We start from the raw sequence: 20,209 nt of genomic DNA, 5'->3' as shown, positions 1-20,209 counted from the left end.
TCAGCGATATAGTCATCGAGCGTGTGCAGCTTTTGCGCGGGCTTGCGGATCGAGAAACACGGCGCCGACGACACTGGCGGCAGGACACCTTCGAAGCGCTCGCCGGCCCGGCCCTCGATATGCGGCGGCAGCTCGGCCGAGATGATCGGATGCTCGGCATGGACTTCGGCGCGGGCATGGCTCGCCACGAGCCGGATGATCCTCTCAACCTGTTCTGGCTCGATCCGAACCTCGGTATGGGTGCGGCCCTGGCCGAGCCGGTCGAGCCGCAGTGCGCCGTCGGGATTGACCATGATCTCGATGACCAGCGGATCGCGCATGGCCGAGGCGATGTCGGCGCCGAGCGCGGTGATCAGCATGCGGCGGCGGCGATCGGCGGCCAGATCAGTTGGACGGCTAGTGGCGCTCATTCGCCATCTCCCGATGCGCCGAGCGTGCGACGCCCGGTCGAGACCTGCCGACCGACCTGGGTGACGAAGGCCTCGAAACGCTTGGCACCAAGCGCGCGGCCAGCCGCATCGTTCTCGGCCAGCGGTGTCTGGATCGCGAGCTCGAAGCGTATGAACAGCGCCAGCGTCTCGAGGATGACATAGGCGTCGCGATCGACCCGGCCGATCGCCTGCGTAAGTCGGTCGAGCCGGATCGCGAACCGATCCTCCAGGTCAGAGGCCCCGCGGCGACTAAGCCAGGCAGTGACCGCATCGACGAGGATCGCGGACTTGCTGGCGCCGGGCTTGGCGGCGAGCGCCTCCAGCCGGTCGGAGAGCGGCTTTGGCAGGAACAGCTGGTGGCGGACCTTTTCCATGGTCAGAACCCCAGCTGCAGGTCGTCGGGACGACCCGAGGCGGCATCGAGACCATAAACGGTGCGCGCAGTGCCGAGCGCCTGCACCCTGTCCATCGCCCGGCGCTCGGCGGCATGGTCTCCATCTTCCTCGCCGAGCCCCAGCGGATCGGCAACTTCCGGCTCGACTACGACCGCAGGCTCGATTTCGTGGGCGGGATGGCGGGCCTGTTCAAGGCCGCCGTCATCTGCGCCTTTGTTACTGTCGTTTTTGGCGGCGAGACGCATATCGACGCAGCGGATCTGTGCAGCCCAATCGTCGGGTCGTGCGGCGGGAAGATCGCGATAGCCGTCAGTTTCGAGCGACGGCGCCGGGAGCACCCGGGCAGTGAACCGGCGGTCCTCATAATAGCGCATCTTCTTCGCGCGGATCGGCGGATGACCGGAGATCAGCACCAGCTCGTCGGTCGGCGCGAGTTGCATCACTTCGCCCGGCGTCAGCAGCGCACGCGCGGTCTCCTGCCGGCTGACCATGACGTGGGCGAGCCAAGGCGCGAGCCGGTGCCCGGCATAGTTGCGCATCGCCCGCTGTTCGGTCGCGGTCCCGAGCGCGTCCGAGATCCGCTTGGCGGTGCGCTCGTCATTTGTCGCGAAGGCGATGCGGACATGGCAATTATCGAGGATGGCGTTGTGCTCGCCATAGGCCTTCTCGATCTGGTTGAGGCTCTGCGCAATCAGGAAGGCACGCACGCCATAGCCGGCGAGAAAGGCGAGGCTCGTCTCGAAGAAGTCCAGCCGCCCCAGCGCCGGAAACTCGTCGAGCATCATCAGCAGGCGATGACGGCCTTGCGCGGCTTCGCCGTCCTTGCCGGTGCCGTGAAGTTCTTCGGTCAGGCGGCGACCAATCTGGTTGAGGATCAGGCGGACCAGCGGCTTGGTCCGGCTGATGTCGGACGGCGGCACCACGAGGTAGAGCGAGATCGGATGCGCGGCCTCGACCAAGTCGGCTATCCGCCAGTCAGAGGCGGCCGTGACCGCCGCCACAGTCGGATCGCGATAAAGACCCAGGAACGACATCGCCGTCGACAGCACGCCCGAGCGCTCGTTTTCGCTCTTGTTGAGCAGCTCGCGGGCCGCGGAAGCGACCACCGGATGCACCAGCGGAGCATCAAGGTTACCGAGGTGATTGGTCGCCATCATCCGGCGCAGGGTTGCCGCGAAGCTCCTTTGCGGGTCTGACAGGAAGGTTGCGACGCGGGCGAGCGTCTTCTCTTCCTCGGCATAGAGAACGTGAAGGATCGCGCCGACCAGCAGCGAATGGCTGGTCTTCTCCCAGTGGTTGCGGCGTTCGAGCGCGCCTTCAGGATCGACAAGGATGTCGGCAATATTCTGGACGTCGCGAACTTCGTTCACGCCGCGCCGCACTTCCAGCAGCGGATTGTAGCGCGCCGAGCGCGCGTCGGTCGGGTTGAACAGCAGGCAGTGCGAGAAGCGCGCGCGCCAGCCGGCCGTCAGCTCCCAGTTTTCGCCCTTGATGTCGTGGACGATGGTCGAGCCGGTCCAGCTGAGCAGCGTGGGGACGACGAGCCCGACACCCTTGCCCGAACGCGTGGGCGCAAAGGCCATGACATGCTCCGGGCCATAATGGCGAAGGTCATCGCCACCGATCCGGCCGAGCGCGACGCCGCGCTCGTCGAGCAACTTTGCGGCTTTGATGTCCTTGTGTGTCGCCCAGCGCGCGGACCCATAGGTCGTGAGGTTGTTGGACTGCCGGGCACGCCAGACCGAGCCGAAGATCGCGGCGCCGCAGCCGATGAAGCCACCCGCCGCCGCGATCGCCCCTGCCTTGTCGAAGATGACCGGGGCGTAGGCGTCGAAATGATACCACCATGGGAATAGCGACCATGGATGGTAGATCGGCTGCCCGAATGCGACGAACCACGGCTTGCCGAGTTCCGCCTGGTAGGCGAGCTGGGCGGCGGCCCACTGGGTCGAGATCCAGATGCTCGCGACGATGATCGCGAGCACGACGAGAATTTGTCCGATGAGCAGCTTGGTCGGGGTCATGCGAGCCTCCGCCCGCTATCGAACCTTCGCTCGCGGGCTGCCCTAAAGTCCCAGAATTGCCGACATCGGGTCAGGGACCGGCGGGTGACGCTGTGGGTCTTTGTGAGGCCATCCGCGCTGGCGCTTTCCCATCGCGGCGGATCGACCACGCTGGGATTTCTGGCTTCGTCCTAAGGTCGGCACCGGCGTAGCGGCGGGATGCGCTCGCTGCGCGGTTCTCGATGCAGCCGCTCCGCGGTCACGTTGGCGCTGGCAGCGTTCGGCGCTCGGCGCCAGATTGCTGGTTCCCGAGCCTCGCAATCTGCAGTTAGCGTTGCGGCGCCAACCGGCGCGCCCTCGCGCTTCGTTCGGCGCACCTTTGTGGTACCAGCGCGAGCGATCGGAATTAGAAGGCGTATTGCAAGCCCACGCCGCCGAAGAACTGGTTGGTCTCGCCGACGCTGCGAACGATGGGCTATCCTTCGCCGAGCCTAAGAGCCTGTCGTATCCGCCGATCGCGAGCAGACCCCAGCGCTCTGACAGCCGAAAATTGACCGTTCCCGTCGCACCTACGCTCTGGAAACCGGCCTTGGCGGCGAAGGGCGTGAGGTCGGGAACTGAAGCCTTGGTTTTCACGCCGAAATAGGTGTTCATGTATTTGCGGTCGCCGTGAACCGCAGTGGCGGAGATCGAAGCGGTGATCCTGTCGCTGACCGGTGCCCGATAAGACAGGCTGAGTTCGACGACCCGCCCCTTGTGAACATCGCCAAGATCGAACAGCACCTTCGCTCTAGCCTCGGCCTGATCAGCTTCGACGAGGACATTGTGAAAGGAAAGTCCGACGAATCCGCCTGCTTCCCATGCGCCGTCGATCTTTCCCAAGGCGGCGACAGACACGTTTTCAACGTCATCATCTCGCCCGAATCGATAATTGACGGCCGGTCCCGCGATGATGTTCGTCAAAGGGGATAGGTTGACGACGAGCCCGGCACCTTCCGATCGAATATAGTAGGGTCCGTTGCTGACATGGAGCCCTGCAAACGGTCTAACCGTGTAGTCTCCCGAGCCAGTATACTCAGGGGCGATGATCGGCATCGCGTATATCGCACCGTGTATGTCGTTGGCACTCCATGAACTCTCGGATTCCGGCTCCCGGGCTTCAGCCGCCGTTGATCCGGTCGCCAGTGCCATAAATAGAGTTACGCTTACTCCCCTATAGTGGTTCGTCAGGAACCTACCCGCGGTCCAAAGCGCCATCTCTTCACCACTCCAAGGTTGCGCGCGATCCGAGGCGCCGCCAGAAAGTGAAGGATCGGGGCACTTTTGCTACTCGCTTTCGGAGGCTCGAACGATGTCGCGCACAAGGGCGCTCGAGCCCCGCAAGCTGCCTCGTCAGACCCGCGCTCGCGCGACGGTCTTGTCAATTTTGCAAGCCACGGCTCACATTTTGATTCGCGACGGCTACCAGGGTCTCAACACCAACCGCGTCGCCGAGCGGGCGGGCGTCAGCATCGGCTCGCTGTACCAGTACTTCCCGCAGAAGGAGGCGCTGGTTGCCGCTCTGCTGCAAGAACACGCCGACGCCAACTATCACGCCATCCGTGCTGCCCTGGAGCAAACCGGCTCGGGTGCGACCTTGCGCGGTGCGATAGCCACCGCCGTGGAGCAGATCGTCGACGTTCACGCTGCCGATCCTGCGGTCCAGCGGGTGCTTACGAGCGGTATTCCCGCGATGGAATTGAAGGCGTGGGAAGACGCGATGCGAGCACGCATCTATTCACTCGGGCTCGCGCTGCTCCAACCGCATCGGGCGAGCATGCGAAGCACTCTCGATCTGGGAAGCGCGTTGACGATCATCCACAGCATGTCGCGCGCGATCATTGATGATGCAGTCCTCAACGATCATGAGAAGCTCCGCAGTCCCAAGCTCAAGGAAGAGATCACCGCAGCCGTGTACGCCTATTTGGCGGATCAATCTGTCGCTGCATGAGCGACCGGTCAGGGCCGTCCGCTTCCCCCGGTACGCAGATGCTTCCGGCAGATGTCGCCGCCTCGTTCAAGTATTTGGCGCTGACGCCGCCCTTCGCCGGACGCGCGACCGGGGGCTAAAGCGACAGGACCCGATCGACGACCTCGGACACCGTCATGCTGCTTGTGTCGATCCGCACGACGTCCCGTGACAATTCCTTCGCAAAGGCTTGCACCAGGATTTCAGGCGGGAACCCCTCGGAATAGCCTGTCTTCGGGCGGCTCGAATCCCGGACAAGCAGTGTCGCGGCATCGGGCACGAGCGCAATGACCAGGGGACGCAGATCGGCAAGCCTTTCCCTGACGCGGGCAAGATCGGCGCCTAGGATGATGTCCTGATAAACGACTGAAAAGCCCGCGTCGCAATAGGCGCGCGCAGCGTCGCAGGCGATGGCATGGCGCAGGCGCAATTGTGCGTGCGCCTCAGCGGTGAGCAGCGGCCCCATGGTCGCGGCGCCGCGAACGATCATCTTGCGAAACACGTCCCCCGCAGGTGAACGCTCCTCGTCAGCCGTTCGGCGACACCTTGCGCCACCGTCGATTTGCCCGCCGCCATGGCGCCCGTCAGAATGATGAGCCTCTGGGTGCCTTCATTATCGGCCATTTCGGTCATCGGGTTGTCCCGCACGCCGAGCGGACGTTGAAGCCAATAATGATATATGTCATCATTGATGTCTGCTCCGTTTCTTCGCCGACATCGGCATCACCGAGGACAGGCGCATGCTCAAGATTCAAAAGGCCAGACATTGCACCGCCGCGATCGACGGAGTGAACCTGTTCTATCGAGAGGCGGGGCGACGCGGGGATCCCGGAATTCTGCTCCTGCATGGCCAGCCCTGCTCATCCTTCTACTTCCGTCACGTGATGAGTCCTCTTGCCGAGGTCGCGCACGTCGTAGCGCCGGACCTGCCGGGATTCGGATTTACGGAAGCATCCGCCGACTATGACTACACGTTCGAGGCGATGGCGCGTACGATCGAAGGGCTGACCCGCGAGATCGGCATGGATCGGTTTTTCCTCTACGTTCACGACTTCGGCGCGCCGGTCGCCTACTATCTGGCGCTGGCGCGGCCCGACCGGGTGCTGGGCCTCATCATCCAGAATGGCAATTCACACCATGAGGGGCTCGGCCCGGATTGGGAGGGGAACAAGGCCTACTGGTCGGAGCCCACCGCCGAGAACCGCGCCAAGCTTCCGGAGTGGTTGAACTACGAAGGCGTGCGGCACACCTACGTTGGTGATATCCCGGATCGGCTCAAGCCCGGCATCGCGTCCGACGGCTGGCATCTCGATTGGGAACGCATGAGCCGGCCCGGGCTGGTCGATATCCAGTTTCGCATCTTCGAAGACTACGGCCGGTACGTTGCCCGCTTCCCGGAGATCTCGGATTATCATCGCAAGCACCAGCCGCCTGCCTTGATGCTGTGGGGGCGGCACGATCCTTATTTCGAGATAGACGAGGTCCTCGCCTATGCTCGCGAACTCGATCGCATGGACATGCACATCTACGACGGGCCTCATCTCCTGCTGGAAACCCATCACCAAGAATGCGCTGCTCTGATGCGGGATTTCATATCGAACGTGTGGGACGAGGATCGATCGTTATCGGTTTCCGGGAATGACACGATCGACGCGCCTGTCGATGCTTCCGGCAGGAGCGCACACGATGGGGCCGGCGGATGACGAGCCCTGTGACCGCGCCTCTTCCCAGGACGGTAGGCGCAGGCGACCTTCGATCGCACGCATCGATCTTCGACGTCTTCGAACGAGCTGAGTGGCGGTCGCTCGGCAGGACCGATGCGTCCGGTCTGGATGCGGGCGCGCTGGAGAGCGTACGCGGGTTAGGCGACCCCCTGACCATGGCTGAAGTGGAAGCGATCTATCTGCCGCTCGTCCGCTTGATCGAACTTCACGTTGACGCTTCGCGGGGGCTCCTTGCGGCCCGGCGACGCTTTCTCGGCGGTGGCTATGGCGTGCATCCTTTTATCATCGCCCTCGCTGGCAGCGTTGCCGTGGGGAAGAGTACGGTGGCGCGGCTGCTCGAGCAGCTGCTGTCACGCCTGCCCGGCGGTCCAAAGGTGCAGATCGTCACGACCGACGGCTTCTTGAGGTCGAAGAAGTGGCTCGAAGACAGCGACCTCATGCGTCGCAAGGGCTTCCCGGAAAGCTATGATCTGTCGCGCATGTACCGCTTCCTGGTGGACCTCCGCGCCTGTGGACAGGCGAACGCACCAGTCTATTCGCACGAGGCCTACGACCTGGTGCCCGACGAGGTCATACAAGTAGATCGACCCGATATTCTCATATTCGAAGGGCTCAATGTGCTCCAGATCGGCGCCGGCTCGGTGGCCCGACCTGCGCCCGCGGTCACTGCGAGCGACTATTTCGATCTGGCGATCTATGTCGATGCGGGCGAGGAGGACATTCGCCGCTGGTACGTCGAGCGTTTCCTCTTGCTCCAGCAGTCCGCCTTCCCGAACCGGCGAGCCCACTTCCACCATCTCGCCGGAGCCTCGGAAGCGGAGGTTCGTGGTTTTGCGGAGGAGCTTTGGGCCAGGACGAACCTGCCCAATCTTCGCGAGAATATCCTGCCTTCGCGAGAACGAGCCGACGTGGTGCTCCGCAAAGGCGGCGACCACGAAGTGAACCAGGTTTGGCTTCGGCGAATTTGATTACTTGCAGGCGGAGATAGCGACCATGTCGACCCAAGCTGCCCCCAATCCCGTTGCGCTTGCCGCCCGACGCCTGTCGGTCCCGGCCATCGCCGCGCGCAAATCATCGCACGAGCCCATCGTCATGCTCACCGCCTACACGGCGAGAATGGCCGAGTTGCTCGACGCGCACTGCGATATTCTGCTCGTCGGCGACAGTCTCGCGCAGGTCGTCTACGGTCTTCCGACGACGCTCCCCGTTTCGCTGGACATGATGATCGCCCACGGTGCGGCGGTAGTTCGCGGGAGCAGCCGGGCGCTGGTCGTGATCGACATGCCCTTCGGCTCTTACGAGGAAGGTCCCCGGCAGGCGTTCCGATCCGCTGCTCGCCTCCTTCGGGAGACAGGAGCAGCCGCCGTCAAGCTGGAGGGTGGCGTGGAGATGGCAGAGACGATCAGCTTCCTTCAACGCCGCGGCATCCCGGTCATGGGCCATGTCGGGCTCACCCCACAGCGGGTGAACGTGCTGGGCGGCTACCGCGCCCGCGGCCAGGGCAATGCGGAATTTTCGGCTCTTATGGACGACGCGCTTGCCGTCGCAGATGCGGGCGCCTTCGCCATCGTCGTGGAAGCGGTGATCGAGACGCTCGCGGACTCGATCACGCAAGGCGTCAAATGCCCCACAATTGGCATTGGCGCCTCCGTCCGATGTGACGGGCAGGTGCTCGTCGTCGATGATATGCTCGGCATGTTCGAGCGCACGGCGAAGTTCGTGAAGCCCTTCGACAATCTCGCGGAGCGGATCACCCGCGCCGCAGAAAGCTATGCGGCGTCGGTTCGTTCGCGGCAGTTCCCCGAAATATCGCACGTGTATCAGGCGGCGGCTGCCGATCGAGCCTCCAGCAACTAGGCTTCCGATTTGCCGACGACCCGGCCAAGTTCCTCCAGGATCGCCTCGCGACTGGCGCTGAGGATCTCGGCAGCAAGCGGGTCGTCGTCTGGTACCGCCCGCGAGAGCATCAGCGCACCGACCATTCGCGATACGACCGCAATCGCGAGCTTGCGCTTGGCGGGATCATCCCCGTCGAGGCCGTCCGCCACGCCGCCGATCATGCCCGCGAGGCCCTCGGTGAAGGTCGCTTTGACGGTGTCGCCCTGGCGCGCGACATCCCCCGCCAACGCGGCGGCAGGACAAGCTTTGCCGGGTGCGCCCCGAGCGGCCTTCGACAGATAGGCGGCAAGCAGTTCGGGAATGTCGGCCGCTCGCTCGCGCTCTTGGGCGATCGCTGTCCAAGCCGAAGCCACAGCCTCGCGAGCCAATTCCTCCTTCGACGCGAAATGATTGTAGAAGCCCCCGTGGGTGAATCCAGCTTCCCGCATGATGTCGCTGACAGCGACACCGTCGAAGCCGTTTTCCCGAAACCGCTGCGATGCGACAGCGAGCACGCGCTCGCGATTTTCCCGGGCCTTTTCTCGACTGATCCGCATTCACCAAGCCTCTTGACGCTCTCCCGAGACTCAATGATGATAGTCATCATCATAGTCAATGGAGACGACCATGCCTCTTTGGAAGATATACCATCCGGAGGACGCTTTCGACGAAAGCGACAAGCGCGCTCTCTCAGAACGCATCACCGCACTCTACAACCGCCTTCCGCGCTTCTATGTCGGCGTCATTTTCCAGCCCGTCGCCGACCACAGTTTCTACGTCGGCGGTGAGCCGCGACGCGACTTCGTGCGAATCTGGATCGACCACATCGCCCGGACGCTTCCCGATGCTGACATGCGCACGAGGTGGATCGCGCTGTGCGACGAGGCCCTCGCCCCCTTCATCAAGGAGCGAGGCTTCTCCTGGGAATATCACATCGACGAGACCAGCCATGAGCTCTGGTCGATAGAAGGGTTCCGGCCACCATTAGCGGGCACGGCGGATGAAGCCCGATGGATCCAGGAAAACCGCCCGAGCCCCGTCCTCCCCCGCTGATGCGTTGGTGGCCGCCGATATGCTAAGCTTAGATCGGGGACGAGCCATCGGCTTCGTATATGGCTGCGGGGTCGTCGCGCTCTTTTCGAGCTTCGTGATTGTCTCGCGGGCCGGCTACGGCGGCTCGCTCGATCCGGCGGACCTCGCGGCGCTTCGCTTCGGGACGAGCGGCATCCTGCTCATGCCATTGGTCATTCGGCGCCGCCTGCTTGCCCGCCCTTTGGAACCCTTGGTGGGCTTGGCATTGATGGGCGGTCTGGGCTTCGCATTGCTCGCCTATCTCGGATTCTCGCTCGCTCCAGCAAGCCACGGCGCGGTGATGCTCCACGGTACGCTGCCGCTGACCACAGCGTTTCTAACTTGGGCAACGACTGGAATCCGCCCGCGGGGCGGGCAGTCGTCCGGCTTCGTCCTGCTCTTGGCAGGCGTGCTGCTCGTCGCGGGGGACGGCATCGTGGCCGTTACGCCCAAGCTACTCCTCGGCGACATGTGCCTGCTGCTCGCGTCACTCTGCTGGTCGGGCTATGGCCTATTCGTAAGGCGGCTCGGGCTACCTGCGATAGAGGCGACCGCCGCGGTTGCGGTCGTTTCCGCACTTCTTTTCTTTCCCGCCTACGCACTGCTGGCGGACAGCCACCTGGCGCGGGCCGCGGTAGGCGACGTCGCGCTCCAAGTCCTTTTTCAAGGTGTCCTGATCGGCACGCTTTCGATCTTCGTCTTTACGCGGGCGGTGACGCTGCTCGGCGCGACGACGATCTCGCTCTTCACGGCTGCGGTTCCGGCACTGACCACTGCTGCAGCCTACGTTCTGCTCGGAGAAGACCCGTCGCGCTGGGCAATGCTTGGCATGGCGATCATGAGCGTCGGCATGGTCCTGGCGCTGGGTTCGCTCGTGGCTGATCGGGCCGGCTCTGGTGGTGGCCGACATGAATGATCGGCCGGGCATGAACCCGCATGAGTCCTGTCGCCGCCGGCGATGTGATTGTCGGCGCCTCTCTCGATTTTACCGCCCGCAGGGCGAATGCTCATCGAAGGCGCGGTCGAGCAGTGCCCGGGTCAGGGCGTTGTACCTCATTCGATCGCTTGCGCCTCCGCGCGGGAGATTTCGCCACTTTCAGCAACCGCTGGAATTTCGGACATTCCACATGCCGCGGTTCGGGACAGGCGGCCGCATGGCGCAGGCCGTCGCGCAGCGCTGCGAGCTTGGAAATGGTGCGATCGAGTTCTTCGGCCTTCGCCGCCAGCATCGACCGATCGATATGGGGTTGCCCGTCCGGTCCGAGCATCGCGGCGATCTCGTCGAGCGAGAAGCCCGCCGCCTGGCCGAGGGCAATCAGCGCGAGTTGGTCGAACACGAAGCGATCGAACAGGCGGCGAAGCCCGCGCCGCCCGACCGACGCAATGAGGCCCCGCTCCTCATAATAGCGCAGCCGCGACGCGGCGACGCCGGACCTCTGGGCAACCTGTGAGATATCGAGGAAATTCACGCTTGACCTCAAGTTGGCTTGAAGTGGCAACGTCGCACTTCCGGCATTTCCTGGCAATATTGAAGGAGGTTTCGATGCATGTTGCTGTTCAAGGGTACGACGAGCAGGCTGCACTTTGGAATGGACAGGCGGGCGAGGCGTGGGCGGCGGAGCAGGACCTGCTCGACACGATGTTCAAGCCGCTCGAGGATCGGCTCGTCGAGGCGATCTGGATGGTCGGACCCAAGGCCCTGCTCGACGTCGGCTGCGGAACCGGCGCGACGACACTCGCCGCTGCCCTGCTCCGCGGCGATCATGGCTCATCCACCGGCATAGACGTCTCGGCGCCAATGCTGGGCCTGGCCCGGTCGCGCGCGGCCGCCGAACACAGCCCGGCCAGGTTCATCCTGGCCGACGCGCAGACCTATCCGTTCGGCGCGGCGTCGTTCGACATGATCGTATCGCGCTTCGGCGTCATGTTCTTCGCCGATCCAGTCGCCGCTTTCCAGAACCTGCGCCGGGCATCGCGCGCGACGGCCCAGATGCGCCTGCTCGCCTGGCGTAGCGCGGCCGAAAACCCGTTCATGACGGCTGCCGAAAATGCTGCGGCACCACTCTTGGGAACGGTCCCGCCGCGCGCCGGCGGTCCTGGCCAGTTCGCCTTCGCCGACCCAGCCTATGTTCGTTCGGTGCTTGGACGCAGTGGATGGGCTGCGGTCGAACTTCGCCCGATCAATGTTACGTGCAGCTTTCCCGCTTCCGAGCTTGAGCGCTTCTTCACCAGGTTGGGTCCGTTGGGCCGCGTCCTGGGAGATGTCGCTGATCCAAGCCAGCGGGCAGCGATCGTCGAGCGCGTACGCACTGCGTTCGAGCCCTTTTTATTCGGCGGCGAGGTCCGCTTCGTCGCGGCCTGCTGGATGATCTCGGCGCGGGCATGCCCGGCCTACCGAGAACGGATCGATGATTGATGGCATTTCCCTCGACGCCGCCCCTGGCCTGATCCCGGCGATCAACGACATCGGTGGCCGGCTTTGGCCATCCCGTCCATCGACGCGGCACTAGTCGATCGGGGATGTAGGTGGCCCGCCGGCAGTCGCGCATGGCATCGGGAGCGGCCTTGGCCGACGCTTTCATTCGCGCAGCCCGGCAGGCTGAGACATCACAGGATCTCGCGCGGCTGATGGAGGCGGTCACCGCCGAGATGGGCTTCCGCCACTACGCACTCATCCATCACGCCGACCTGCGCGGTGCTCCTGCTGGCCGTGTCGACATCAAGCGCTATCCGGACGCCATCGCCGACCGCATAATCGGCGAAGGCCTGTTCCGCCGCGACCCCGTCATTCGTGCCTGTACTTTCGCCGAAGGCGCCTTTCTGTGGTCCGAACTCGGTCAGATCATCGCGCTCGACCGCCATGATCGCACGTGCCTCGAAGACGGCCTGCGCGCCGGGCTCAACGAGGGCATCACCGTGCCATGCGTACTGCTCGGCGACTGCCTGGGATCATGCACCTTCGCGGGCACGGCACGGCCGGATCGTGCGACGCGCTATCTTGGCCCGGCCCAGATGATCGGCATCTTCGCCTTCCAGGCAGCGCGCAGGCTGACCCTCGGCCTTCGCACACCTGTCGCTCGGACCAGCCTCCATCCGCGAAAACGCGACTGTATCCTGCTTGGCGGCCGCGGTCTTTCGAACAAGCAGATCGCCCGCGCACTCGGCATCACGCCGCGAACAGTCGATGGCTACATGACCGAGGCGCGCGAGGTGTTCGGCGTGCGCGGGCGCGTCGAGCTCGCGGTCAGCGCGGTCCTGGCCGGCGAGATCGGTATCGAGGAGCTGCGATGAGCCCGTCTCTCAGGCGGCGCGCCGTCCCGGTGGCTGGTCGCCGCGTTCGAGCGCGGCCCAGCTTTCCTTGATCGTCGGCGGCGCCGCACCGCGCGCGTACATGCGCTCGACGAATCGCCGCGCGTTCGGCGACTGATCGAGGAAGCCCGCCTCGTCCGCCCAGTCGATTGTGAACGCCGCGATGAAATCCGCGACCGACGGCGAAGTCCCGACAAACCATTTGCGGCCCTTGAGATGGCTCTCGATCGGCACCAGCATCCGCCGGCAGTCGCGCTCGGCGAGCGGCAGCTCGTCCGGCCGGCGATCGCTTTCCGGATAGATGCCGGTGTGCAAGGCGATCCGCCAGAGCGGCTGTTCGATCTCGGTCACCAGGAACATGATCCACTGGTACATCGCCGCGCGATCTTCGATCGCTGTGGGTATGAAGCGCCCACCGCCATATCGCTCGGCCAAGTACAGCGAGATCGCCGCGGACTCGGACACCTGTATGTCGCCATCGACGAGCACCGGCACTTTCCCGACCGGGTTGATCGTCAGGAACTCGGGCGTCAGGTGCGCGCCGGCACCCAGGTCCACCGGGATCATCTCATAGTCGAGGCCAAGCTCGTTGAGCAGCCATAGCGGGCGCAGCACCCGGGTCGGCGGCATGCCATAGAGCTTCATCGCATATATCCTTCGATCAGGCTGCCGGACTAGGCGGGGCCAGACACTCGAGAATTTCGACGGAATCGCCCGGCATGATCGCAAAATGCGGGTGATCGCTGAACAGCCGGGCGGCCGCCTCGTGGCTGTCGGCCTCGACGATCACATAGCCCACGATCCGATTTTCGTGCGGTTCGATACCCTTCGGCGAGATGCGCAAGGTCGCTCCGAGCGGTCCGCCGCCGTCGACAATCGCGTCGGCATGGTCGCTCATCCACTGGCCCCAAGCGGCCATGCCTCTGGACCACATCGCCTCGTCGTCCGGCGTCGGGGCGTAGTCCGCCTTCTCCGCCGCCGATACCGAGCCAATGTAGAGCGCGATGAACTTCGCCATGTCCTTGCCTCACATCCACCGGGCATCGTTTTCGCGAACATCGCGCACGCGGAACTCCGCAATATCCCGCACCAGGTCGATCGGCAGCACCGAGCCGATCGGAAACTTGATCGTCGCCATGGTAGTTTCGAGCGCTTCGAGACGCTCCCCGAACGCACGGATCGCCGCCGGTGTCGGCGCGAAGGCGACATGGGCCCTATGGGCGGCGACCGTGAACAGGATCCGCTTCGCGGTGAAGGTTGGAACGCCCCATTTGATGCCTTCCTCGGCATCGGGCGCGACCGACCTCAGGACACCGATGAGCTGGCGCAGCAACGGCTGGGCCTCAGGGTTCGCGGCGTCGACATAGGCTTCGATCGTCTCGGGCTTCGCCATGATCCTTGCTGCCGGTTTTCGCCGCGATCGCCGAGATGGCGCAATTGCCGACTCGCGTGATCGCCGATGGTCATGATACAGGCCAAGCATGAAAGATGTAGATGCAAGTATCAAGGCTTCTGAAGAAATCCGGAGTGCCTGCCTATCGTTCCGATCGAGGCGCGCGGCACGCATCATCACGCGCGCCTACGACGATGCGCTGCGTCCCCTGGGACTTCAGGCTCCGCAGCTGACACTGCTAAGCGCCATTGCTGCGGCCGGCCTCAAGGGCCAGCGCGTCCCGGTGCTGGTCGACGTGCTTGCGATCGATCCCACGACGATCTCGCGAAACCTGAAGCAGCTCGAAAAAGGCGGACTTGCTGAGGTCGTCAGCGGGCCGTCCGACCGGCGCGTGCGGGTCGTGACGCTGACCGGCAAGGGCCGAGAGATCCTCGCCGCTGCGCTGCCGCTCTGGCGGGCGGCGCATCGCCAGGTCGAGGAAAGGCTGGGAGCCAAAATGGCGATGCATCTCGCCGAGGCCCTCGATGGTGTTGCCCGGCTGGGTCGTGATTGCAGGGCTCCCAGAGAACGGTGCTTGCCGGACCGAGGCTGAAACACTCGGACCATCGCTTTTACCTTGGCTGCGAGCCAAGCGGATGACGGACAGCCGGCGATCGCATTGTGCCATCCGGCCCGGACCGAGTCGCACGACTACTTCGGGGCCGATCAACCCGAGCAATTGCTCGGCCTGTTTCGAGGCCGGCTTGCTGCTTCCTTGTCGCTTGTTCGCAAAGGGAGCACGCCCATGATCCATATCATCGAAAAGCATCTCGACCCGGCCAACCGCCGGCTGCTCGAAACCATGTTCATCGACCGCAAGCATTTGTTCGTCGACCTCTTCGGTTGGGATATCCCCGTCGTCGAGGGCCGCTTCGAGATCGACCAGTTCGACACCCCGTCCACCGTCTATATCGTCGCCGCCGACGATGCCGGCGCGCACGAGGCATCGCTGCGGCTGATGCCGAGCACCGTTCCCCACATGCTCGCGACGGTCTTTCCGCAACTGTGCCCGGCCGGCGTGCCGGTGGGACCGACCACTTGGGAGAGCACCCGGCTGTGCTTGCCGCAGCGCCACGGTGCCGTCCGGCGGTGCGAGCTTCGCAACCAGCTCATCTCGGCCATGGTCGACTTTGCGCTCCCGCGTGGCATCGATCGCCTGACCGGCGTTTTGCCAAACGCCTTTCGCAAGGAAGTTCTCGCCATGGGCTGGCTGGCCGAACCGCTCGGCCCGGCCGTCCGGGTCGATAGCGGCCTGGTAGGCGCCTTCGCGGCGCACGTCCGTGCCGACACCCCCGAGCGCCTGCGCTGGTCGGGCACCTATGTCGGGTCCGCCCGGGCCGTGACGGCATGAGCGCGCGCGTGGACCGCGCCGCCGCCCGGCTCTTGCGCGACGGCCATTGCGTCGTCGAGCGGGCGCTCGATCCGGCGATCCTTTCCGGCCTAGAACGTGACCTTGCACCGGTCTTCGCGGCGACACCGCATTGCCAGGGCGACTTCTACGGTGCCCGCACCAAGCGGTTCGGTGGGCTGCTGGCCCGTTCGCCGCTTGCGGCATCGCTGGTCCAGCATCCGCATGTCCTCGCGACCGTCGAGCGCCTGCTGCTCCCCTGGTGCGATCGCATCGCGCTCAATCTCACCCAGGCGGTCGAGATCCATCCCGGCGCGCTGCCACAGCTTCCGCACCGCGACCAGGACATGTGGGCGGGGCCGAAGGGCAATCTGGAGTATCTGGTCAATGTCATGTGGCCGCTCGCGCCATTCACGCGGGAAAATGGCGGCACCCGGCTCTGGCCCGGAAGCCATCTCGATCCCGATGTCGTGCTGCCCGAAGATGAAGCGATCGTGCCCGAGGTAAGCCCGGGTGACGCGCTGCTGTTCCTGGGCTCGACTCTCCACGGCGGCGGCGGCAATCGGTCCGAGATGACGCGGCGCGGCATCATCGTCAGCTACTGCCTGGGCTGGCTGAAGCCGTTCGAACTGCAATGGCTGGTCTATCCGCCCGCCGTCGCCCGAAACTTCCCGCCAGAACTGGCCGCGCTCGTCGGCTATGCACAGCACCGGCCCAATCTCGGCAATGTCGAGGGCCAATGCCCGTCAATCTTGCTGGGCGACGCATTGCCTCGGCACATGGCTGCGATCGATGCCTTGCGGCCCGGCCAGGCCGAGGCGGCGGCGGCTTTCGTCGCCGCGCAGATCGAGGCTTCGTGAGTGCCTGGCGCGATCGGCGGCGACTGGGGCGATCCCACCGCCTATGCCGCGATCATCGGTAGCGGGCGTTCGGGACTCGCCTGGGAGGTGCTGAGGCGCGACCCCGCCTACCAGGCGGCGTTTGCTTCGGTCGATCGATCCCGGCCGGCCGATAGCGCGTTCGTCGCGCGGTGGGGGCTGCACTTTCGCTGAGGACCCGGCGCGGTCGTGCGCCGACGTGACGCCGGTCTGGTCGGCGGCCGTCGATCCGCGCGTGCTCGGCGTGCGCTGCTTCCATGAAGGCGATGACGGCCGAGCGTTTTGGCTTGGCCGCGCACATCGCTGGCGCGTCGTGGTTGGCGAGAGCGGATGCGAGCATGTCTGGCTTGGTTGCGGCGGCGAACCGCTTCGGATCGACGTCATGGCCGGATCGATCCGGGACGGCTGCGTTCGAATCGAGCCGGCCGTTGACCTTCGCCGCGACTTGCAGCCGCAGATTGCGGCGCTGCGCCGGCTCGATCAGCTAATGCAAGGCATGGCCTGGACAACCGTTAAAGATAAGGCGCTGCCGCGGCTCGTCCTCGCCCTGCGTGCGGCCGACGCCCGGCGGCACGGGTGCAGCCTACGGCACGTTGCGAGAGATGTTCTTGGCCTGCACGATTGGCCCGGCGATGGAGAGTGGGCCAAATCTTCAACGCGACGATTGATTGCTCTGGCCAAGCTTCTGTCGCGATCCAGTGTTGCCCAATTGCTCAGCCCGGGCAGTGATCGTTAGAAGGCAGTCGTCCCGGATAGAGGTTGGAGAACCTCATTTTGTGCGAGGTGATGGCGAAGCCCGCATCGGCTTTGGCGGGCGTCCTTCATCGAACAAAGCGGCTGGACGGACACCGAGCGCCTTATAGAGCCTGTCGAACGTACCGAACGTGAGGTTCTGTCTACCATTCTCAATGGCGCTGTAGTGGGAGTGACTAACTCCCATTCTCGCCGCCACCTCTTCCTGCGTTAGACCCGCGTCCTTCCGCAACCAATAGCAGTTGGTGCCGATGAGATCGAACAGGTTCATCAAGACCGTAGAACCGTTCGTCTATTTCGGTGCTACGCATTATAATGTACGAAGGTGATGGCGCCCTTTGAGGATTTCGGCATGAATGCGGTTATGGACGTTGCTCCGACGATCGGCTCAGCCGTTACGGACTATGACCGACGTCAACTGGCTCTCTATGCATCCTTGCTCGATGCCGAGGCCGCAGGCACCGACTGGCGTGAGACCGCAATCGAACTGATGCACTTGGATCCGGACCAAGCCGGCGCTCAGCTATGCTGGCAATCCCATCTCGATCGTGCCCGCTGGATTGTTGGCGAGGGACTCTCCGAAGCCGTCGCCACCTTCGGATCCTGATTATAGCAGATCGACGATCGAAGAACGGCGCCTCGCGCATGCGCGACCGCGCTCTAGGGTTCGCTGCGCTCGCCCCCAAGCCCCGGCTTGCCGGGTCTCGGCCTGGCGGTGACGATCGCATGGCGCGATTGATGTCGCCGCTGGCGCGGCGGCGCTGTTTTACCTCTCCCGTTACGGCGGGTGCGGGCGGCGCTCCCGGCTAGGCCCGTCGCGGGCGAAGCCAACCCCTATCGGGGTGCTCCACTTTCGTTCCGCCCTTCGGTGTCTTCGCCCGCTGGAGCCGGGCCTCTTGGTCGCGTCTCGCCGCCCACCCCCGCCTTCGCGGGGAGGTTTTGTGCCTTTTCGGGGTGGCTTGGAGGACAGGCCGTGCCCAGACCATCTAGCCGCAATGCCAGCCGCAACCGGCGCGCCGATCAATCGAAGGAAGATCGCGCGAGCCTCTATGACGAGGTGACCGGGCGGATCGTCGCCGAACTGGAAGCCGGGCGCTTCCCATGGGTGCAACCATGGGGACGGAGCGGCGGGATCGGTCCCGGCCTACCGCGCAACGCGCTGACCGGGCGATCCTATTCGGGCGTCAACGTCCTGATCCTGTGGGGCGCGGTCATCGAGCGCGGCTTTCCCTCGCAAAGCTGGCTGACGTTCCGGCAAGCGCGGGAAGCGGGCGGCTGCGTGATGAAGGGGGAGCGCGGGCAGACCGTCGTCTATGCCGACCGCTTCACGCCCGAGGCCGAGAAGGAACGCGCCGCGCGCGACGGCGGGGAGGCCAAGGCCGTGCCCTTCCTCAAGCGGTTCACCGTCTTCAACGTCGCGCAATGTGAGGGCCTGCGCCCCGGCCTTGCCAGCGATCCCGCGCCGCTGCCCGAACGCGAGATCGTGCCGCTGGCCGAAGAGGTGATCGCCACGTCTGGCGTCGATTTTCGGATCGGCGGCGACCGCGCCTTCTACGCCCCGGACCCCGATTTCGTGGCGGTGCCGCCGCAGCCCGCCTTCTTCGACCAGATCAACTATTACCGGACCTGCCTGCACGAACTGACCCACGCCACCGGCCACCCCAAACGGCTGGGCCGCGACCTCAAGAACGCTTTCGGGTCGAAGGATTACGCCCGTGAGGAACTGGTCGCCGAGATGGGATCGGCCTTCCTCTGTGCCGCGCTCGGCATCGTGCCGACCGTGCGCCATGCCGATTATATCGGTTCATGGCTGGAAGTGCTGCGCGAGGATAATCGCGCGATCTTCCGCGCCGCCAGCGCGGCGAGCAAGGCCGCCGATTGGCTGCTGGCGCGGCACCGCGAAGCGGGGAAAACCGGCATCGAAGGGAGGATCGCGGCATGATCCTCCTAACCCCCCAACTACATACGGCGCTGCGCGCCAATGCGATTTCGCAAGGCGTCTGCGAGCAGCGCGGCCAGCGGTTCGATCCCGTGCCCTTGGTCAAGCTGTTCAACCCACTGAGCGCGGCGACGTGGCTGGCGACCGAACTCGCCGAGGATTGCGATACCCTGTTCGGCCTTGCCGACCTCGGCTTCGGTTGCCCCGAAATGGGCGTGTTCAGCCTCTCGGAGATCGCGGCGCTCCGCCTGCCGTTCGGCTTGCGGATCGAACGCGATATCGCCTTCGAGACGCCGCATCCCCTTTCGGTCTGGGCCGAATGGGCGCGCCGCGCCGGATCGATCCTTCATGCCGAGGCCCTGCTGCGCCGCACTGCCGTGCCCAGTGCGAACCCTGAGATTCCGTCCGGCTGACGGCGGGATGATGCGAGGCGGCGCGCTTCGCCGCCACCCCGAAAAGCCGATCCGCCATCCGGCAAGAGCGACGGACCGGCACTCACAAGGAGTAGTCCCATGAAACTCGACTTCATCGCCATTGGCAATATCGACGACAGCAAGGTCAACATGCGCCACGGACGCAAGGCCCCCGACGTGACCGACATCCTACCGACCGTGCGCAAGCGCGGCATCATCGTCCCCGTCATCGTGAGGCCCGGCGCGGCCGAAGACCGCTTCGAACTGGTCGCGGGGCGCAGGCGCGTCCACGCCGCGCGGCTGGCCCTCGCCGAAGAGGGCGCGGACGCCGAGCTCGGCCGCGTGCCCGCCGCGATCATGGAGGCAGGCGACGATACCGCCGCCTTGGAAGCCTCGCTGATCGAGAACCTCGCGCGGCTCGATCCCGACGAAGTGACCCAGTGGGAAACCTTCGTCCGGCTGGTCAAGGAAGGCCGCGACGTGGACGACATCGCCGTGACCTTCGGGCTTCCCGAACTCACCATCCGGCGCGTGCTGGCGCTGGGCAACCTGCTGCCCCGCATCCGCGATCTCTACCGCGCCGAGAAGATCGACCGCACCACCGTTCGCCACCTGACCCTTGCCAGC

General features: G+C 64.8%; 29 protein-coding genes. 17 read left to right on the top strand and 12 right to left on the bottom strand.

What is annotated here, in order from left to right:
• From K9B33_RS22305 to K9B33_RS22290, 4 genes are all read right to left on the bottom strand, one after another.
• On the bottom strand, window positions 1-410 hold a 410-nt coding region (locus K9B33_RS22305; protein ID WP_224551314.1), incomplete at its 3' end, for an ATPase, T2SS/T4P/T4SS family.
• Window positions 407-805 carry a CopG family transcriptional regulator gene (locus tag K9B33_RS22300; RefSeq protein ID WP_224551313.1) on the bottom strand — a complete coding sequence of 133 codons (399 nt, stop codon included), beginning with the start codon at window positions 803-805 and terminating at the stop codon, window positions 407-409. The genes K9B33_RS22305 and K9B33_RS22300, both read right to left, overlap by 4 nt.
• A gap of 2 nt (window positions 806-807) precedes the next feature.
• Window positions 808-2,850 (bottom strand): conjugal transfer protein TraG, encoded by a 2,043-nt coding sequence (locus tag K9B33_RS22295; protein WP_224551312.1) that lies wholly within the window; start codon window positions 2,848-2,850, stop codon window positions 808-810.
• 42 nt (window positions 2,851-2,892) lie between these two features.
• Window positions 2,893-4,020, bottom strand: coding sequence for a MipA/OmpV family protein (locus K9B33_RS22290; RefSeq protein ID WP_224551311.1), 1,128 nt, complete (start codon window positions 4,018-4,020; stop codon window positions 2,893-2,895).
• Between the two features lie 160 nt (window positions 4,021-4,180).
• Between K9B33_RS22290 and K9B33_RS22285 the strand changes: the two genes are divergently transcribed.
• Window positions 4,181-4,819, top strand: coding sequence for a TetR/AcrR family transcriptional regulator (locus K9B33_RS22285; protein ID WP_224551310.1), 639 nt, complete (start codon window positions 4,181-4,183; stop codon window positions 4,817-4,819).
• 115 nt (window positions 4,820-4,934) lie between these two features.
• On the opposite strand, the gene K9B33_RS22280 is transcribed toward K9B33_RS22285, so the two are convergent.
• The gene (locus K9B33_RS22280; RefSeq protein WP_224551309.1) at window positions 4,935-5,303 is read right to left on the bottom strand and encodes a hypothetical protein; all 369 of its coding nucleotides are present in this window, start codon (window positions 5,301-5,303) and stop codon (window positions 4,935-4,937) included.
• A gap of 20 nt (window positions 5,304-5,323) precedes the next feature.
• A complete protein-coding gene (locus K9B33_RS22275) occupies window positions 5,324-5,470 on the bottom strand; it encodes a hypothetical protein (protein WP_224551308.1) in 147 nt (48 codons plus the stop codon).
• A 107-nt stretch (window positions 5,471-5,577) separates the two neighbouring features.
• Here K9B33_RS22275 and K9B33_RS22270 point away from each other — a divergent pair, with 107 nt between their 5' ends.
• From K9B33_RS22270 to panB, 3 genes are read left to right on the top strand one after another with little or no spacing between them, the layout of a single operon-like run.
• Window positions 5,578-6,540, top strand: a complete 963-nt coding sequence (locus tag K9B33_RS22270; protein ID WP_224551307.1) for an alpha/beta fold hydrolase — start codon at window positions 5,578-5,580, stop codon at window positions 6,538-6,540.
• On the top strand, window positions 6,537-7,529 hold the full coding sequence (coaA, locus tag K9B33_RS22265; protein ID WP_224551306.1) for a type I pantothenate kinase: 993 nt from the start codon (window positions 6,537-6,539) through the stop codon (window positions 7,527-7,529). Before K9B33_RS22270 ends, coaA begins: the two co-directional genes overlap by 4 nt.
• A gap of 25 nt (window positions 7,530-7,554) precedes the next feature.
• Window positions 7,555-8,418 carry a 3-methyl-2-oxobutanoate hydroxymethyltransferase gene (gene panB, locus K9B33_RS22260; RefSeq protein ID WP_224551305.1) on the top strand — a complete coding sequence of 288 codons (864 nt, stop codon included), beginning with the start codon at window positions 7,555-7,557 and terminating at the stop codon, window positions 8,416-8,418.
• Here the strand turns inward: panB and K9B33_RS22255 are convergent.
• Window positions 8,415-8,996, bottom strand: a complete 582-nt coding sequence (locus K9B33_RS22255) for a TetR/AcrR family transcriptional regulator (protein WP_224551304.1) — start codon at window positions 8,994-8,996, stop codon at window positions 8,415-8,417. The genes panB and K9B33_RS22255 overlap by 4 nt on opposite strands.
• A gap of 70 nt (window positions 8,997-9,066) precedes the next feature.
• Here K9B33_RS22255 and K9B33_RS22250 point away from each other — a divergent pair, with 70 nt between their 5' ends.
• Window positions 9,067-9,492, top strand: coding sequence for a tautomerase family protein (locus tag K9B33_RS22250; RefSeq protein ID WP_224551303.1), 426 nt, complete (start codon window positions 9,067-9,069; stop codon window positions 9,490-9,492).
• 7 nt (window positions 9,493-9,499) lie between these two features.
• Window positions 9,500-10,426, top strand: a complete 927-nt coding sequence (locus K9B33_RS22245; RefSeq protein WP_224551302.1) for a DMT family transporter — start codon at window positions 9,500-9,502, stop codon at window positions 10,424-10,426.
• Between the two features lie 91 nt (window positions 10,427-10,517).
• Here K9B33_RS22245 and K9B33_RS22240 read toward each other — a convergent pair whose 3' ends face one another.
• Window positions 10,518-10,979 (bottom strand): helix-turn-helix domain-containing protein, encoded by a 462-nt coding sequence (locus K9B33_RS22240; RefSeq protein ID WP_224551301.1) that lies wholly within the window; start codon window positions 10,977-10,979, stop codon window positions 10,518-10,520.
• Window positions 10,980-10,981: 2 nt separating this feature from the next.
• Between K9B33_RS22240 and K9B33_RS22235 the strand changes: the two genes are divergently transcribed.
• A complete protein-coding gene (locus K9B33_RS22235; protein WP_224551300.1) occupies window positions 10,982-11,926 on the top strand; it encodes a class I SAM-dependent methyltransferase in 945 nt (314 codons plus the stop codon).
• A gap of 149 nt (window positions 11,927-12,075) precedes the next feature.
• Window positions 12,076-12,801, top strand: a complete 726-nt coding sequence (locus K9B33_RS22230) for a helix-turn-helix transcriptional regulator (RefSeq protein WP_224551299.1) — start codon at window positions 12,076-12,078, stop codon at window positions 12,799-12,801.
• A 9-nt stretch (window positions 12,802-12,810) separates the two neighbouring features.
• On the opposite strand, the gene K9B33_RS22225 is transcribed toward K9B33_RS22230, so the two are convergent.
• The 3 genes from K9B33_RS22225 to K9B33_RS22215 are packed head-to-tail and all read right to left on the bottom strand — an operon-like array spanning window position 12,811 to window position 14,212.
• The gene (locus K9B33_RS22225) at window positions 12,811-13,464 is read right to left on the bottom strand and encodes a glutathione S-transferase family protein (RefSeq protein WP_224551298.1); all 654 of its coding nucleotides are present in this window, start codon (window positions 13,462-13,464) and stop codon (window positions 12,811-12,813) included.
• Between the two features lie 16 nt (window positions 13,465-13,480).
• A complete protein-coding gene (locus K9B33_RS22220; RefSeq protein WP_224551297.1) occupies window positions 13,481-13,837 on the bottom strand; it encodes a hypothetical protein in 357 nt (118 codons plus the stop codon).
• 9 nt (window positions 13,838-13,846) lie between these two features.
• Window positions 13,847-14,212, bottom strand: a complete 366-nt coding sequence (locus K9B33_RS22215; RefSeq protein WP_224551296.1) for an iron chaperone — start codon at window positions 14,210-14,212, stop codon at window positions 13,847-13,849.
• 88 nt (window positions 14,213-14,300) lie between these two features.
• On the opposite strand from K9B33_RS22215, the gene K9B33_RS22210 reads away from it, so the two are divergent.
• The 5 genes from K9B33_RS22210 (at window position 14,301) to K9B33_RS22190 (ending at window position 17,213) form a co-directional block, all read left to right on the top strand.
• Window positions 14,301-14,804, top strand: coding sequence for a MarR family winged helix-turn-helix transcriptional regulator (locus K9B33_RS22210; protein WP_224551295.1), 504 nt, complete (start codon window positions 14,301-14,303; stop codon window positions 14,802-14,804).
• Between the two features lie 192 nt (window positions 14,805-14,996).
• Complete coding sequence (locus K9B33_RS22205) at window positions 14,997-15,602, top strand: acyl-homoserine-lactone synthase (RefSeq protein WP_224551294.1); 606 nt, start codon at window positions 14,997-14,999, stop codon at window positions 15,600-15,602.
• Window positions 15,599-16,459, top strand: coding sequence for a phytanoyl-CoA dioxygenase family protein (locus tag K9B33_RS22200; RefSeq protein ID WP_224551293.1), 861 nt, complete (start codon window positions 15,599-15,601; stop codon window positions 16,457-16,459). The genes K9B33_RS22205 and K9B33_RS22200 overlap by 4 nt, the downstream gene beginning before the upstream one ends.
• Window positions 16,460-16,651: a transcriptional regulator domain-containing protein gene (locus K9B33_RS22195; RefSeq protein WP_224551292.1), complete on the top strand. Its 192-nt coding sequence runs from the start codon at window positions 16,460-16,462 to the stop codon at window positions 16,649-16,651. It abuts the gene before it with no gap.
• A gap of 25 nt (window positions 16,652-16,676) precedes the next feature.
• Complete coding sequence (locus K9B33_RS22190) at window positions 16,677-17,213, top strand: DNA -binding domain-containing protein (RefSeq protein ID WP_224551291.1); 537 nt, start codon at window positions 16,677-16,679, stop codon at window positions 17,211-17,213.
• A gap of 33 nt (window positions 17,214-17,246) precedes the next feature.
• Here the strand turns inward: K9B33_RS22190 and K9B33_RS23310 are convergent, their stop codons facing one another.
• The gene (locus tag K9B33_RS23310; RefSeq protein ID WP_224551290.1) at window positions 17,247-17,501 is read right to left on the bottom strand and encodes a helix-turn-helix domain-containing protein; all 255 of its coding nucleotides are present in this window, start codon (window positions 17,499-17,501) and stop codon (window positions 17,247-17,249) included.
• Between the two features lie 81 nt (window positions 17,502-17,582).
• Between K9B33_RS23310 and K9B33_RS22180 the strand changes: the two genes are divergently transcribed.
• The 4 genes from K9B33_RS22180 to K9B33_RS22165 all read left to right on the top strand — a co-directional run.
• On the top strand, window positions 17,583-17,837 hold the full coding sequence (locus tag K9B33_RS22180; protein ID WP_224551289.1) for a hypothetical protein: 255 nt from the start codon (window positions 17,583-17,585) through the stop codon (window positions 17,835-17,837).
• A gap of 366 nt (window positions 17,838-18,203) precedes the next feature.
• Window positions 18,204-19,172 carry an ArdC family protein gene (locus tag K9B33_RS22175; RefSeq protein ID WP_224551288.1) on the top strand — a complete coding sequence of 323 codons (969 nt, stop codon included), beginning with the start codon at window positions 18,204-18,206 and terminating at the stop codon, window positions 19,170-19,172.
• Window positions 19,169-19,582: a DUF2958 domain-containing protein gene (locus K9B33_RS22170; RefSeq protein ID WP_224551287.1), complete on the top strand. Its 414-nt coding sequence runs from the start codon at window positions 19,169-19,171 to the stop codon at window positions 19,580-19,582. The genes K9B33_RS22175 and K9B33_RS22170 overlap by 4 nt, the downstream gene beginning before the upstream one ends.
• 99 nt (window positions 19,583-19,681) lie before the next feature.
• On the top strand, window positions 19,682-20,209 hold a 528-nt coding region (locus tag K9B33_RS22165; RefSeq protein WP_224551286.1), incomplete at its 3' end, for a ParB/RepB/Spo0J family partition protein.

The organism is Sphingobium sp. 3R8, assembly GCF_020166615.1.
GTDB lineage: Bacteria > Pseudomonadota > Alphaproteobacteria > Sphingomonadales > Sphingomonadaceae > Sphingobium > Sphingobium bisphenolicum.
The sequence above is the reverse complement of the archived record's forward strand: the minus strand, read 5'-3'. Positions and strand labels throughout refer to the sequence as shown.